A 14273-nucleotide genomic window follows, 5' to 3' on the forward strand; every position below is an offset into this window, starting at 1 on the left:
AAGATGGACTTCGTCGTGTTAATCATAATTATTACGAAATAGATAAATCAGACCCGAGAAATCAGAAAGAAGGTTTTCCTGTTGAATACAAAAATGCGGTTCTCCGCTCTGTTATCCCTCGCTTTGGGCGCCGGCCTGCTCAGCGCCTGCGGCTCTTCGTCCGAATCGACTGCGTCCGCGCCGAACGCGGCCCAGGCTTCGACCGACAAAAACGTCCACTTCCTCTACAACTTCGCCACGAGCTCGCTCGATCCGCACGTCGATTCTAGCTACGTGCCGCTGCGCGCGGGCATCACGGAAACGCTCGTGCGGCTCGACGAAGACAACCTGACCGTCGCTCCGTGGCTCGCCGAGAGCTGGGACAGCAAAGACGGCCAACACTGGACGATCGACCTGCGCGACGACGTCAAATTCCAGAACGGCAAGCCGATGACCGGCGATTCCGTCAAAGCTTCGCTGGAACGCGCGCTGGAAGAAAACGTCGCGATCCAGAACGCGCTGAAGATCGAATCGATCGAAGCCGACGGCGACAAGCTCGCCATTACGACAACCCAGCCGTTTCCCGAATTCGCGTCCGAACTGGTCAACCCGAACACCGCGATCATCGACGTGAGCGAGCCGGACATCGTCAACAAACCGATCGGCACGGGTCCGTTCGCGCTGGATACGTTTACCCCGGGCAGCAAGCTTGAACTGAGCCGTTACGACGGCTACTGGGACGGCGTCTCGCCGCTCGACTCGATCACGTTCTCGTTCAACGAAGACGCCAACGCCAGGTCGCTCGCGCTCAAATCCGGCCAGGTCGATATCGTGTATCGTCCGGAAGTCGAAAGCCTCGATTCGCTCAAAGCGATTGCCGGCACGAAAGTCGAATCGACGTCGACGTTCCGCGTGCACCAGATGACGATGAACATGGAGCGAGACAGCATGAAGGACCTCAACGTGCGCAAAGCGATGGACGCGCTGATCGACCGTCAGGGCATCGTGGACACGATTCTGCTCGGTTACGGCGAACCCGCGATCGGCCCGTTCCTGCCTTCGCTGCCGTTCGCGCCGAAATACGACAACACGGCGTCCGATACGGGCTCCGAAGCGGCCGTGAAGCATCTTCAAGCGGCCGGCTACAAGCTTGAGAACGGCGTCATGGCCAAGGACGGCAAGCCGCTTGCGCTCACGCTGCTGACCTACTCGGCCCGCGCCGACCTGCCGCTGATCGCGCAGGTGTTCCAATCCGACGCCAAGCAGATCGGCATCGACGTGGAGATCCGCCAGATCGATACGCCGGAAGAATATATGGCTTCGAACCGCGACTGGGACCTGGCGACGTACAGCAACCTGACCGCCCCGCGCGGCGACGCCGGCTACTACCTGAACGCGACGTACCATCCGACGGGCGCGCTGAACTTCAGCGGTTCGGAAGATCCGGAATTGACCGCGATCATCGACGAACTGAACCTGACCGTCGCTCCCGAGAAGCGCGCCGAACTCGCCGAGCGGGCCGCAAACTACGTGCACGACAACGTGCTCAATTCGTTCGTCCTGCACCCGGGCACGATCGTGGCCTATAACGGCAGCAAGGTCAAAAACTGGATCACGACGCGCAGCGAATACTACATGATCACGAATAAGCTGGACGTGATGTAATGTTTCGCCTTTTGGTCCGCAAGTTTCTCGAAGTTTTTCTGTTCCTGCTGTTCATCATGTTCGTCAGCTTCCTGTTTATCCGCCTTGCGCCCGGCGATCCGGTCCTGACGATCCTGAACGTGGACGAGCTGTCCGTCAGCCAGGAACAGGTGGACGACATGCGCGAAGAGATGGGCTTCAACGACCCGCTGCCGATCCAGTTCGGCAAGTGGCTGCTCGATTTTGTCCGGCTGGACTTCGGCACTTCGTATTCCACCGGCCAGCCGGTCATGCAGACACTGCTCAAGGCGCTGCCGGCGACGGCGGAACTGACGCTCGGCGCGCTGCTGGTCATGCTGCTCGTGGCGGTGCCGCTCGGCTCGCTCTCGGCGGTGTACCGCGGACGCTGGATCGATACGTTCAGCCGCATGCTGTCGATCGTCGGCGCGGCGGTGCCCAGCTTCTGGCTCGGCCTGATCCTGATTGACCTGCTGGGCGTCCGCTTCGGCAGCCTGCCGACGATGGGACGCGGCGGCTTCGCTTCGCTCATTCTGCCTTCTCTGACGCTGGGGCTTGCAATCTCCAGCGTCTACGTGCGTCTGCTGCGCTCCAGCCTGCTCGACTCGCTGAGCCAGGAGTTCGTCCGTTCCGCGCGGGCGCGCGGATTGTCCGAAGGGCGTATCTTCTGGCTGCATGCGCTGCGCCACAGCCTGCCTCCGGTCATCACCGTGTTCGGCGTCAGCCTCGGCAGCCTGATCGGCGGCGTCGTCGTGATCGAAGTGCTGTTCGCCTATCCGGGCATCGGCAAACTCGTCGTCGACGCGATTCGCCAGCGCGATTATCCGTTGATCCAGGGCTATATCCTGATCATGGCCGTCGTCGTCTTCGTCGTGAATACGGCGGTCGACCTGTCGTACCGGTATTTGAATCCCGAGATGAAACTCAAGGAAAAGGAGGCCCACCGATGATGCCCAAACCGGTCTCCCTGCGCTTATCCGGCGCACCGAAGTCGAAAAAGCACGGCTGGCAGGCAATCGCCGGCGCCTTGTTCGTGCTGCTCGTCCTGGCCGCCTCCGCCTATACGTTTCTGTACCTGAAGCACGATCCGACGCTGACCGACCTGCGCGGGCGCCTGCACGGCGCAAGCGCGTCGCACCCGCTCGGCACCGACCATCTGGGCCGCGACGTGCTCACGCGGCTGCTGCTCGGCGGCGGACAGACGATCGGCTACAGCCTGCTCGCGCTGGGCGCCGCACTCGTGATCGGTATTCCGTTCGGCCTGATCGCCGGCTACCGACGCGGCTGGGTCGACCGGTTGTTCATGCGGATCGCCGACGGCTTTCTCGCTTTTCCCGATACGATCGTCGCCATTGTGCTGAGCGGCCTGCTCGGCGCGGGCATCAGTAATCTGGTACTTGCGATCGTCATCGTCAAATGGGTCAACTATGCCCGGCTCGTTCGCAGCACCGTTCTGGCCGAATCGCAAAAAGACTATATCCGGATCGCCCGCACGAACGGCCTGTCGGACGCGCGCATCATGACCAAGCATCTGCTGCCGCATATCGCGGGGCATGTGCTCGTGCTGGCCAGTCTCGATATCGGCAAAATCATCCTGCTGATCTCGTCGCTGTCCTATATCGGCCTGGGCGCGCAGCCGCCGACGCCGGAGTGGGGCGCCATGCTGAACGATTCGCGGCCGTACTTCCAGTCGCGTCCCGAACTGATGGTGTACCCGGGCCTCGCCATCGTCTCGGTCGTGCTGATCGCGAACATGCTGGGCGACTACCTGCGAGACCGGTTCGACGTGAAAAAGGAGGTGCAGCCGTGATTCTCTCCATCGAGGAATTGAGTATCGCCGGTCGGGATCGCACGCTTGTCGACAAGGTGTCGCTTGCCGTGCGCGAAGGCGAATTCATGGCGCTGGTCGGACAGAGCGGCAGCGGAAAAAGCCTGCTGTCGCAGGCGATCGGGCAGCTGCTGCCGCCCAATTTGCACGCGTCGGGACGGATGATGTTCGACGGAAGCAATCTGCTCGACCGCAAGCCGAAAGAGATGCGCGCCCTGAGGGGCAGCCGCATCTCGTATATTTTTCAGGACTATCAGGGCGCGTTCACCCCGTTTCGCAGTATCGGCGCGCACTTCGACGAATACCAGAAAGTCCACGGGGAAAAATCCGCCGCCGTCCGCCGCTCCAAAGCGGCCGAAGCGCTGGAATCCGTCGGGCTCGACGCCAAGCTGCTGCGCCGCTATCCGTTCCAACTGAGCGGCGGACAGCTGCAGCGGGCTTCGATCGCGACCGCGCTGATGCTGTCGCCGCGCCTGCTGATCGCCGACGAAGTGACGACCGCGCTCGACAGCGTGTCGGGCCACCGGGTGCTGGAACTGCTGGCGCGCAAACAGGCGGAGACCGGCTGCGCCATCTTGTTCATTACGCACGACTGGCGGCATGTCCGCCGCTACGCGAACCGCTTGTCCGTCATGAAGGAAGGCCGGATCGTCGAATCCGGCGGCAAGCACCGCATTCTCGACCATCCGCAGCACGATTATACCCGCCAGCTGATCGCGGCCGCTCCCATCCTGAGCCGCTCGCTGAATTCGGGACTCGAGGAGGAACCGACTTGATCCAACCGCTGCTGCCTCCCTCTTCAAGCGCCGTGCCCGTCCTGAGCGTGGACGGGCTTACCCGCACGTATGCCGGCGCGGAGCGTCCGGCCGTGCAGGACGTCGGCTTCGCCCTCGACCGCGGCGAATGCCTGGGCCTGGTCGGCGAGAGCGGCTGCGGCAAAAGCACGCTGGCCCGCTGCCTCATGCGGATCGAAGACGCCGATCGCGGCTCGATCCGGCTCGGCGGGCACGAGATCGCCCGCCTGAACGGCCGCAGGCTGCGGCCGCATCGCCGCAAGATCCAGATCGTGTTCCAGAACCCGACGGCCGCGCTGAATCCCAAACTGCGGATCGCGGATTCGCTGCTCGATCCGTATCAGCAGCTCGGCCAGGGCGCGAAGCTCACGCACTTCGCGTACACGTCGCGCGACGCCTATATCCGCCGGCTGCTCGAAGCCGTCGAGCTTCCGGCCGAACTCGCCGGCCGCTATCCGCACGAGCTGAGCGGCGGACAGCGCCAGCGCGTCACGATCGCGCGGGCGATCGGCATCGAGCCGGACGTCGTCGTGCTCGACGAGCCGACGGCCAGCCTCGACGTCATCTCGCAGGGCGCCGTCCTGGATCTGCTGGACGGCCTGCGCACGTCGCTCGGCCTGTCGTACCTGTTCATCTCGCACGACCTTGCCGCCGTGCACCGGATGAGCCAGCGCGTCATGGTCATGCGGGGCGGCGAGATCATCGACCGCTTCGCAGCGAACGAGTTGTTCGCGGAAGACCGCCATTTGTATACGAAAGAACTGATTTCGATTTTCTGAACGTCGAAGCCGCCTCCGGGAAAGATACCGGAGGCGGCTTTTTGCGTACCATGCGCTTGCCCGGGTGGCGCATTGGAGCCGCGTAGGCCGGCTGCGGCGGACATTCGCGTCCGCGCCGATGCTGCTACTGCGGCGGTCTATACCGGCTTCGACCGGCGCTAACGAATCCTTATCACGCTAAACAACCAGTTTCGCATGTTTCGCAAAACTAACGAATCGTCATATCGCTATTCCGTCTATTTTCCGCAAAAACACGCTTCAGATCGCATATAGCGTTATGTCGATTCGTTAAAATCGGAAAAAGCCCGAAAATAGCTTAATAGCGTTCTCTCGGTTCGTTAGCGTACATGAAGATGCAGTTCATGCAGTGCACCGTTTTCCTTTCCGCCGTTCTCGCACAAAAAAGCCCGGCATGATTCCCATGCCGGGCTTTTCAGTAGACGTATCGCTTGCAGGCTCACTGCTTGCATGTACACCGCTTGCGTTCATGCCGCTGCTCTTCATGCCATGCAGCGCGGTCGCCCGGGCCTGCGCGCTTCCGATCGAAGATTTGCCCCGATCAGCCCTTAAACACCGCTTCCACCGCGCTCTTCAGCGGCGTGTACGCGTCTCCGATCAGGTCGGTCAGGTCGGTCGAAGCGGAAGCGAATTCGCCCTTCTCGATCGCGGCGTCAACCACGTATACGAGGAAGCCGCCGGCTTCTTCCGGTACGCCGGCGGAGGCCAGCGCGGTTACGGCTTCGGGAGCCGGCAGCGCCTTGTGGGCAACCGGCTTGCCGGAGACTTCGGCCAGCACGGCGGCGTATTCGTCGTACGAGAACGGCTGCGGCGAAGTCAGCTCGTAGATGCGGTTGGCGTGGCCTTCGCCCGTCAGCACGACGGCTGCGGCGCGGGCCAGATTGTCGCGGGTCACGTAGTTCATCTTGCCGGTCGGCGCCGCGGAGATGACCGAACCTGCGGCCGCTACATGCGGGGTGCCTTCGTTCACGAGCAGGTCGACGTAGAACCCGTTGCGCAGGAACGTGTACGCGATGCCTGTCGTGCGGAGCATATATTCCGTCGCCAAATGCACGTTCTCCAGACCTGTCGTCATCTGCTCGGGGAAAGCAATGCCCGTATAGGCGATATGCTGAACGCCGGCGTTGCGCGCCGCTTCGACGACCGCGGCATGCTGGCGAATGCGCAGCGTGTTGTCCATCGACGAGGCGGAGACGAACAGCAGCTTCTCGCCGCCTTCGAACGCCGCGGGCAGCGTAGAAGCATCGTCATAGTCGCCGTGGCGAAGCTCGACGCCGAGCTGCGCGATCTCCGATGCTTTGGCCTTGTCGCGCACGATTCCGACGATGTCTCCCGCCGGTGTGCCGAGATTGATCAGATGGCGGATTGCCGCCGTTCCCAGATGACCGGAAGCTCCGGTTACGATAATTTTGCCCATTTGTATTCGCTCCTTCAAAAATGAGGTGGGATGAATGAATCCATCAATTGTAACCATTATAGTTTCAGGAACGAATCGTTGTCAACCGTACCGATTTCTTTTCTCGCTTAACGGGTCTTCTCCACGCTTTCGAGCAGCGCGTCGACGATCGCCTGCGGCTGATACGCCGGCATCGAATGACCGCTGCCCTGCACGACGCGGACTTCCGATTCGGTCGACCAGGATTCGCCGAACTGCCGCTGCGTATCCATGCGTTCTTCGCTGATCTCGCCCAGATGGTCGGCCGCGAGAATGATCATCGGGATGTCCAGCCGCTCTTTGCCCTGCACCACTTTGCGGGCGTTCGCGTGCATCTCCTGCATCTCGTCCGTGACGTTCTCGTTGTTCGCCACGAGCAGCGTGGCGAGGCGGTCGCGCTCTTTCATGTCCGGCGACAGCAGCTTGAGCCCGTTGCGTCCCGCCGCTACCTTTTCCGCAAAACCGGGCACGTGATACAGCGCCCGCACGGCGCCGGACTTGATCGCGATCCGCTGAAGCCGGGACTGGAACGCGCGCGATCGGAACGTCTCGTAAAACTCCGGCGAGCCGGTGTCGATCAGCACCAGCCCTTTGACTTCGCCCGGATACAGCTGCGCGAACCGGATCGACTCCAGCACGCCGAGCGAATGGGGCGCCAGCACGTAAGGCGGCGGCACGTCGGCGGCTTCCAGCGCTTCGTGCAGTTCTTCCGCGATCCGGTCGACGTCCCGATCGTCATCCGTCACGTCGCTGTAGCCGTACCCGAACCGCTCCACGACCGCGAACTGCGCTTTGCCGCGCAGGCCGTCATACAGCGGGGAGAAGTTCGCGTACGGATTCGGCGTCCCCCACCCCGCGATCAGCACCACCGTCGCTTCGTTTGCGCTTTTGCCCGCTTTTTCCTCCGTGTACACGTGCATCCGGTGTCCGTCCACTTCCACCATCTGTCCCGGAGGGACGAACGCCTGCCGGTCTTCGCGCTCGCCGAGCCATTGGTACACGAAGCCTGCCAGCACAAGAAGCAGTAAGGCGATCAAGATCCAGTTGAACGTGATCGCGAGCTTGCGCAGCGTACCCCGCTTTTTCTTCTTCGGCCTCTCTTCCGGTCCGGTAGGCCCGTTCGGGCCGTCTGGCCCTGTCGGCGCCTCGGGCAGATGGGCATCCGCCTCGGAGACGAGCTGCTCCATCGCCGCCCGCCTTTTTATTCGGTCTTCCGGTTCCATGGGCGTGAGTCTCCTTCCTAATAACGAAAAGGCGCGCTTTCTGCGCGGGATTTTGCCGATTCGCCCGCTTGTCGCGTACTGTCTGCAAATTCCCTCGCGAAAACGCGCCTTTTCCACATTTTCGTCACTTCATCGACGCCTGCGCGGCTTGCATCCCCTGCGCCCGGGCCGAAAGTTTTCCGTCTGCCGCCGCGCCGGGCATCGAACGCCGTGCCGATCGCGGCAGCTGTCGAAAACTCAGTCTTCGTAACCCGCCAGCCCTTTGTCGATCAGGTAGGCCATCTCGGCATCCAGCACGTTTTCGACTTCCAGCTCGTTGAGCTTGACGTCTTTACGCGCCATGACGTAATCGACCAGTTCGTCGCCGTCCAGTTCGATCGTGTCGCCCGGCTTTTTGGCCGCGGCTGCGATAAAGTCCTGCTCGTGCTTCAGCACGTATTTGATGCCCGCTTCGCCGACTCCTGTTTTGTCCGCAATATAGGCGATCATTTCGCTCTCGTTGATAGGTTGTTCGCTCATTTTCGTCATCCTTCCGCTTCTCGCATTGTGGTCAAGCTTTTGGGTTGGAACGTTCTCATTGTAGCATAGGAGACGCCCCGGAAAAATATTCCGCAGACGGCTCCCCCAACTTTCCGGATCTCCGCACCGTTCAAAAAAAGAAAAGGCTCCGATCGGAGTCCTGTTTATGATGCGGCTATGCGATTGCGGAATCATGCCCCTTCTTTTTCACCGAAAACCGCAATAAAAAATCCGGCTTCCGCGGCAAGGTTTGCGCCCTTGTGCGAATGCCAGATCGGCGGAGTCGGGAAGTCATGGATGAGCGGAGTGGCGAAGACTTGACCGGAAAATAAAGCAGCGGGACGCTCCGATCTCCGCTCCATCAATCCGATCTTCTAATGATACTGAACCATTTTGATCCGGGCTTCTTCCTGATACGTGATCGGACTGCGAACTTCCGGCGTATGCAAGTGGCGCTCGACCGAAAATTCCAGTCGGCGATAGTCGTCGTCGCCAAGTACATGATCCGGGTGACGCAGGCCGGTGACCCAATTTTTGAATTCTTTCAATGCCGCTGCCATGTTGGCCATCCTCCTTGGATGATGAAACGGATAGAAATCCGGGGGTGGATTCGTTTTTTGTTTACGCTTACATTATACCTCCGAGAAACACCTGCCGGATAGGGTCCGCGCCTCAAAAACAGCTTTGGGCCATGAACGTTTTGTGTCGGAAGGTTTTCGTACGTAAGCGGAGAGAACAGTGTCTCCATGGGGTGTACTTGTCTACAATTAGAAGCTTTCTGTGCAAACGCCAAAAAGCCGGGCAACCCCCAACGGGGTTGCCCGGCTTTTCCTTGTCGAATCCGGCGCTCTGCAATCTCTCCGCCTACTCTTCGCCCCGTACGACTCTGCGGATGTCCTCCACCGGCACTTTCGGCACCCGGTGGTAGGTCACGAGCCCGTTGATCTCCTGCTCGACGTCGGTCAGCTGCGTGTAGCAGAAGCCCTGCACCACGCCGGAAACGGTCAGCGGGCGGATGACGGCGCCGAGGCGCGCCAGGAAGTCTTCGTCGCTGTCCGCGCCGGAATAGCCCCAGCCTTCCTGCTCGCTTTTGCGGTAGGCGATGCCGCCGAACTCGGTCACGAGAATCGGCTGGCCTTCGTACCGGCTGCCGCCGACGAAGATGCGCCGGTTGGCCGGCATGGCCTGCGTCGCCCGCTCCGCGGTCGCGTAGCGCTCGGTCAGCACGGGCTCGCGCCATTCGTAATCGTGGATCGCCGCGATATCGGTCGTCATCATCTCCCAGCCGTCGTTGTAGATGACCGGACGCGTCTCGTCGAGCGACTTCGTCAGATAGTACAGCGTCTGGCCGTGCTGCTGCTGGCGTATGTCGACCTGCACGTTCGGAATGCCCCAGCTTTCGTTCATCGGCACCCAGACGACGATGCACGGATGGTTGTAGTCGCGGTCGACCGCTTCCTGCCATTCGCGGGTAAACCGGCGCACGTATTCCTCCGAATACGCGTAAGCATTCGCCGCTTCGCCCCAAACGAGCAGGCCCATCCGATCGCACCAGTGCAGGAAACGCGGATCTTCCATCTTCTGATGCTTGCGTACGCCGTCGAAGCCCATTTCTTTGGTCAGGCGGATGTCCCGCACAAAATCTTCGTCCGTCGGTGCCGTCAACACGCCGTCCGGGAAATAACCCTGATCCAGCACGAGGCGCATATAGGTCGGGCGGTTGTTCAGGCTCAGCCGTCCGTTCTCGATCGAAATTTTGCGCATGCCGAAATAGCTGCTTACCGCATCGATCGTCTGCCCGCCGCGCACCAGTTCGAACGTGACGTCGTACAGATTCGGCTGCTCCGGCGTCCACCAGCGGCCGAGGCCGTGATCGTTGAAATCGTTCAGCCCGATCGCCCGCGATTCTTCGGCATTGCGCACAGGGAAAGACTGTTCGGCAACCGGCTGCCCGGCAAAAGAAATCCGTACGACGGCCGTAACCGGCTCGGCGGCTTCGGTCACGGAACTCGTCTCCCGCGAAAAGGTCTCCCGGGAAAAGAATAGGCGCATCCGTACTTCGCCGCGATCGATGTCAGGCGTCAGCTTTACTTTTTCCAGTCGCGCTTCATGCATCGGTTCCAGCCAGACGGTCTGCCAGATTCCGGTCGTCCGGGTGTAGAAGATGCTCTGCGAGCCTTCCTGCCAGAACTGCTTGCCCCGGGGCAGCGTCACGTCGCGGCTGAAATCTTCGGCCCGCAAGACGAGCGTGTTGCCGCCTTCCGCGTTCAGCAGGTCGGTAATGTCCGCGCCAAAAGGCGTATGGCCGCCTTCGTGCGAAGCCGCCCAGCGGCCGTTGACCCAGACGGTGGACGCATAATCGCACGCGCCGATATTGAGGACGATCCGGCGGCCGGCCCACTCCTCGGGCACGTCGAACGCGCGGCGGTACCAGACGAGATCATGGAAGCCGGGGTCGCCGATGCCGCTGAGCTTGCTTTGAAAAGCGAACGGGACGTTGATCCGGCGTTCGAACGCTCCGCGGCCGGATTCGTACCAGCGTTCGCGGTCGCCCCGGCGGTCGTCGTCGAACGCGAAGTCCCATTCCCCGTTCAGATTGAGCCACTGCGCGCGCTCGAACTGCGGACGGGGATATTCGGGACGGGGCAGCGCGGTATTTTTTTGCAGGGATGAAGGTTCAGAAGATGGCGTAGGCATAAGTCCTCCTTGATGATCGGAAAATGGGTGTGGCCGAACGATTCGTTACATTTCTTTGCCGCCGGTGAACGCGATGCCTTTGATGATCTGTTTCTGGAAAATAAGGAACACGATCAGCACCGGAATGGCGGCGAGCGCATTGGCGGTCATCGGCAGCGCGTATTCCTGGTTGTACGAACTCTGGAACATCGGCAGGCCGAGCGTGATCGTCATGTACGCTTTGTCCGAAATGGAGATCAGCGGCCAGACGTAGTCGTTCCAGGCGCCGATAAAGGTGAAAATGCCGAGCGCGGCAAGCGCGGGACGCGACAGCGGCAGGAAGATGCGATACCAGATTTTGAAGAAGCCGGCTCCGTCGATGCGCGCCGCTTCTTCCAGGTCTTTGGGCAGTCCGTCAAAAAACTGCTTCATGATGAAGATGCCCATCGGACCCGCGATCGCCGGCAGGATCAGCGATACGCGCGTACCGAGCAGGCCGGCGTCGCGCATCAGCAGGTACAGCGGGATCAGCGTCGCTTCGCCCGGAATCATCATCGCCGACAGGAACAGGATGAACAGCACTTTGCTGCCGGGAAACCGAATACGGGAAAACGAATAGGCGGCCATCGACGCAAGCAGCAGCACGAGTGCCGTCGTGATCGACGACACAACCAGGCTGTTGCCCATCCAACCGAAGATCGGAGCCCGGTTCAGCACGGTGGCGTAGTTGTCGAACGAGACGTTGAAGCCTCCGGCGAACAGGCTGCCTCCTTCGGGCGTCAGCGAGAGCGACAGCATCCAGAGGATCGGCGTCAGAAACATGAGGGCCAGCAGAACGGCCGCGATCCGTACGACATAAGGGTAGATTCGATCGAGCATCGTGCACTCCTCCTTGTGGGCTTATTCCCCGAATCTGCGCAGCAGCGTCGTCTGCAGCAGCGAGATGACCAGAATGACCAGCATCAGCACGAACGCGATGGCCGAAGCGTAGCCCATCTGGAACGTCTGGAAGCCGTTTTCGTAAATCGAGAACACGACCGTCTTGGTCGCGCCCGCCGGCCCGCCGCCGGTAATCAGCTTGGACTGGCCGAAGATTTTGAACGAAGAGATCGTCTGCAGCACGACGACCAGCACCGTCACGCGCGACAGCGACGGGAACGTCACGTAGCGGAACGTCTGCCAGCGGCTCGCGCCTTCGAGTCCGGCCGCTTCGTAGAACGATTCCGGGATGTCCTGCAGTCCCGCGAGGAACAGCACGAACACGAAGCCCATCGTCCACCACAGCGTCGCCATGATGATCGAAGCCCAGGCGAGCGTCGAATCGGACAGCCAGAAGATCTCGCTGTTGATCAAGCCGATTCCGCGCAGGATGCGGTTCAGCAGGCCGGTATACGGCTGGAGAAAAATAACCCAGATGCTGGAGATGACGGAGACGGACAGCACATAAGGCATGAAGAACGCGATACGCAGAAAGCCCTGTCCTTTGCGGATACTGTTGACGAGCACCGCCAGCAGCAGCCCGATCGCCGTAATGAGCGGCACGCTGATGACGGTGAACAGCACCGTGTTCAGCAGATTGGTACGGAATTCTTCGTCCTGCAGCAGATTCGTATAGTTCTGCAGCCCGATAAACGTTCGGTCGCCGAGCAGCGACCAGTCGTAGAAGCTGACGCCGAAGCCGTAGATGATCGGAATCATCGAGAACAGCAGGAAAAAGATCGTATACGGAAGCACCATCAGGACGCCGGTTACCCAGCCCTGCCGGCGCAGCGAGCTTCGCGGCGCGCGGGCGTTCGCTCCCGCGTCGTTGCGGTCGGACAATGTTTTGGAAGCCATGGTTGCGGTCACTCCTTTCAGATTCATAAAAAAAGGAAGCGGCGCGCGGCGGAATCGCCCCTGCCGCTTCCTTCTGCTTGAGGTCCGGCAAATTCCGGACCGGTCCGGGCGGTTACTTGCCGCTCGTCTTGTCGATGACGGCGTTCGCTTTTTCAAGCGTCGTCTTCGGGTCCTGTTTGCCGGCCATCATCTTCTCGAATTCCTTGATGACGTTATCGTTGATCTGGCCCTGTTTCTCGTTACGCGGCCAGTATTTGACGAAGTCGGCCGAGGCCGCGTAGTCGCTGCGGTACGGCATGTCTTTGAACGCCTGGGATTCAAGCACCCGCGTTACGCTCGGAATATGGCCGGCTTTGGCCCACAGCTCGCCGTTGTCCGCCAGCCACTTGGCGAACGTGAGCGCGGCTTTTTGCTTGACCGGATCTTCCGTGCCGTGCTTCGGCAGCGCCAGCGTATGCGAATCGCCCCACGTCGCCGGTTGGTCGTAGATTTGCGGCATCGGCACGGCGCCGAAGTTCAGGCCGTCGACGCTTTCGAACGCGCCGGTACTCCATACGCCCGTCGTCAGCACGGCGGCGCGCTTATCCTGGAACAGCTTGACCGCGTCGTTGATCTTCGGCGGAATAAGCTTGGACGTGTAGAGGCTATTGACGTACTCAAGCGCTTCGAGCGCCTGCGGGTTGTTGAGCGCGGCTTTGCCGCTCTCGTCGTAGAACTTGCCTCCGTCGGTGAGCTGGTTATAGAAGCCCCAGAACATCCAGTAGGAGTCGGTCCGCACGTCCGGCTGGGCCAGCGGCGCCACGTCGGCCGGCACGGCGGCTTTGATCTTGGTCAGGAATTCGGTGAAGCCTTCCGGCGTCTGGTCGAAGACCGGTTTGCCGTCTTCGCCGAGCACGCCGGCTTTCTCCAGATGGTCTTTGTTGTAGTACATGACGATCGCATGCGTATCGAGCGGGATCGAATAATGTTTGTCTTCATAGATCGTCGATTCCAGAATCGTCGGGTTGAACTCGCCCCAATCGAGCTGGCTCTCCGCGGCCAGGTCGTCCAGCGGCGTTACGAAGCCGGCCGGAACGAACTGCGGCATGCGCGAGGAGTGCAGGACCATAAGGTCCGGCGCCTGGTCGGACGCAAGCGACGTCTGCAATTTCGTGTAATAATCGCCCGCCGGGTTCGCGAGCTGTTCCACGTGAATCTCCTGATTCTCCGCGTTGAACTTCTCGATCATCTGCGTCATGAACTCGCCGTCGCCGCCGCTGAACGGCGTCCAGAACGAAATGGTCGTCTTGCCGGCAGGCGCATCGCCGCCGCCTTCGCCTCCGGTGCCGGCCGTCGTGCCGCCGCCACTGCCGCTTGTGCCAGCTCCGCCGCCCGCACAGGCGCTAAGCAGCAGCATGAGCGTCAAAGCCAATGCCGCCGGTTTGAACAGGTTTCTTTTTCTCATCTTCGTGCCTCCCTTTCGGATAAACGGCCCGGTTGGACTTCTCGAAAAGTCTTCTCGAAGCAAACGGCCGTTTTCGTTAA

14 protein-coding genes are annotated in these 14273 nt (G+C 61.0%); 5 read left to right on the forward strand and 9 right to left on the reverse strand.

Annotation, left to right across the window (positions count from 1 at the left end; all coding sequences use genetic code 11):
- Positions 1–93 precede the first annotated feature (93 nt).
- From nikA to FFV09_RS09355, 5 genes are read left to right on the forward strand one after another with little or no spacing between them, the layout of a single operon-like run.
- Positions 94–1644: a nickel ABC transporter substrate-binding protein gene (gene nikA / locus FFV09_RS09335; protein WP_141450411.1), complete on the forward strand. Its 1551-nt coding sequence runs from the start codon at positions 94–96 to the stop codon at positions 1642–1644.
- Positions 1644–2591: a nickel ABC transporter permease gene (nikB, locus tag FFV09_RS09340; RefSeq protein ID WP_141447582.1), complete on the forward strand. Its 948-nt coding sequence runs from the start codon at positions 1644–1646 to the stop codon at positions 2589–2591. Before nikA ends, nikB begins: the two co-directional genes overlap by 1 nt.
- Positions 2588–3451, forward strand: a complete 864-nt coding sequence (gene nikC / locus FFV09_RS09345; protein ID WP_425472287.1) for a nickel transporter permease — start codon at positions 2588–2590, stop codon at positions 3449–3451. Before nikB ends, nikC begins: the two co-directional genes overlap by 4 nt.
- Entirely contained in the window at positions 3448–4245 is a 798-nt protein-coding gene (locus FFV09_RS09350) for an ABC transporter ATP-binding protein (protein ID WP_141447583.1), read from the forward strand. Before nikC ends, FFV09_RS09350 begins: the two co-directional genes overlap by 4 nt.
- The gene (locus FFV09_RS09355; protein ID WP_246098514.1) at positions 4242–5042 is read left to right on the forward strand and encodes an ABC transporter ATP-binding protein; all 801 of its coding nucleotides are present in this window, start codon (positions 4242–4244) and stop codon (positions 5040–5042) included. The genes FFV09_RS09350 and FFV09_RS09355 overlap by 4 nt, the downstream gene beginning before the upstream one ends.
- Positions 5043–5601: 559 nt before the next feature.
- Here FFV09_RS09355 and FFV09_RS09360 read toward each other — a convergent pair.
- The 9 genes from FFV09_RS09360 to FFV09_RS09395 form a co-directional block, all read right to left on the reverse strand.
- Positions 5602–6477 carry an SDR family oxidoreductase gene (locus tag FFV09_RS09360; RefSeq protein WP_141447584.1) on the reverse strand — a complete coding sequence of 292 codons (876 nt, stop codon included), beginning with the start codon at positions 6475–6477 and terminating at the stop codon, positions 5602–5604.
- 107 nt (positions 6478–6584) lie between these two features.
- Complete coding sequence (locus FFV09_RS09365) at positions 6585–7718, reverse strand: alpha/beta fold hydrolase (protein WP_141447585.1); 1134 nt, start codon at positions 7716–7718, stop codon at positions 6585–6587.
- Positions 7719–7955: 237 nt separating this feature from the next.
- The gene (locus FFV09_RS09370; RefSeq protein WP_141447586.1) at positions 7956–8237 is read right to left on the reverse strand and encodes an HU family DNA-binding protein; all 282 of its coding nucleotides are present in this window, start codon (positions 8235–8237) and stop codon (positions 7956–7958) included.
- 191 nt (positions 8238–8428) lie between these two features.
- Positions 8429–8599, reverse strand: coding sequence for a hypothetical protein (locus FFV09_RS23720; protein ID WP_170314981.1), 171 nt, complete (start codon positions 8597–8599; stop codon positions 8429–8431).
- A 12-nt stretch (positions 8600–8611) separates the two neighbouring features.
- On the reverse strand, positions 8612–8797 hold the full coding sequence (locus FFV09_RS09375) for a hypothetical protein (RefSeq protein ID WP_141447587.1): 186 nt from the start codon (positions 8795–8797) through the stop codon (positions 8612–8614).
- A gap of 304 nt (positions 8798–9101) precedes the next feature.
- Positions 9102–10934 (reverse strand): glycoside hydrolase family 2 protein, encoded by a 1833-nt coding sequence (locus FFV09_RS09380; RefSeq protein ID WP_141447588.1) that lies wholly within the window; start codon positions 10932–10934, stop codon positions 9102–9104.
- A gap of 45 nt (positions 10935–10979) precedes the next feature.
- The gene (locus FFV09_RS09385; RefSeq protein WP_141447589.1) at positions 10980–11792 is read right to left on the reverse strand and encodes a carbohydrate ABC transporter permease; all 813 of its coding nucleotides are present in this window, start codon (positions 11790–11792) and stop codon (positions 10980–10982) included.
- A 21-nt stretch (positions 11793–11813) separates the two neighbouring features.
- A complete protein-coding gene (locus tag FFV09_RS09390; protein WP_141447590.1) occupies positions 11814–12749 on the reverse strand; it encodes a carbohydrate ABC transporter permease in 936 nt (311 codons plus the stop codon).
- A 112-nt stretch (positions 12750–12861) separates the two neighbouring features.
- Positions 12862–14193: an ABC transporter substrate-binding protein gene (locus FFV09_RS09395; protein WP_141447591.1), complete on the reverse strand. Its 1332-nt coding sequence runs from the start codon at positions 14191–14193 to the stop codon at positions 12862–12864.
- Between the last annotated feature and the right edge of the window lie 80 nt (positions 14194–14273).

Source organism: Saccharibacillus brassicae (genome assembly GCF_006542275.1).
In the GTDB taxonomy this organism is placed as follows: Bacteria; Bacillota; Bacilli; order Paenibacillales; family Paenibacillaceae; genus Saccharibacillus; species Saccharibacillus brassicae.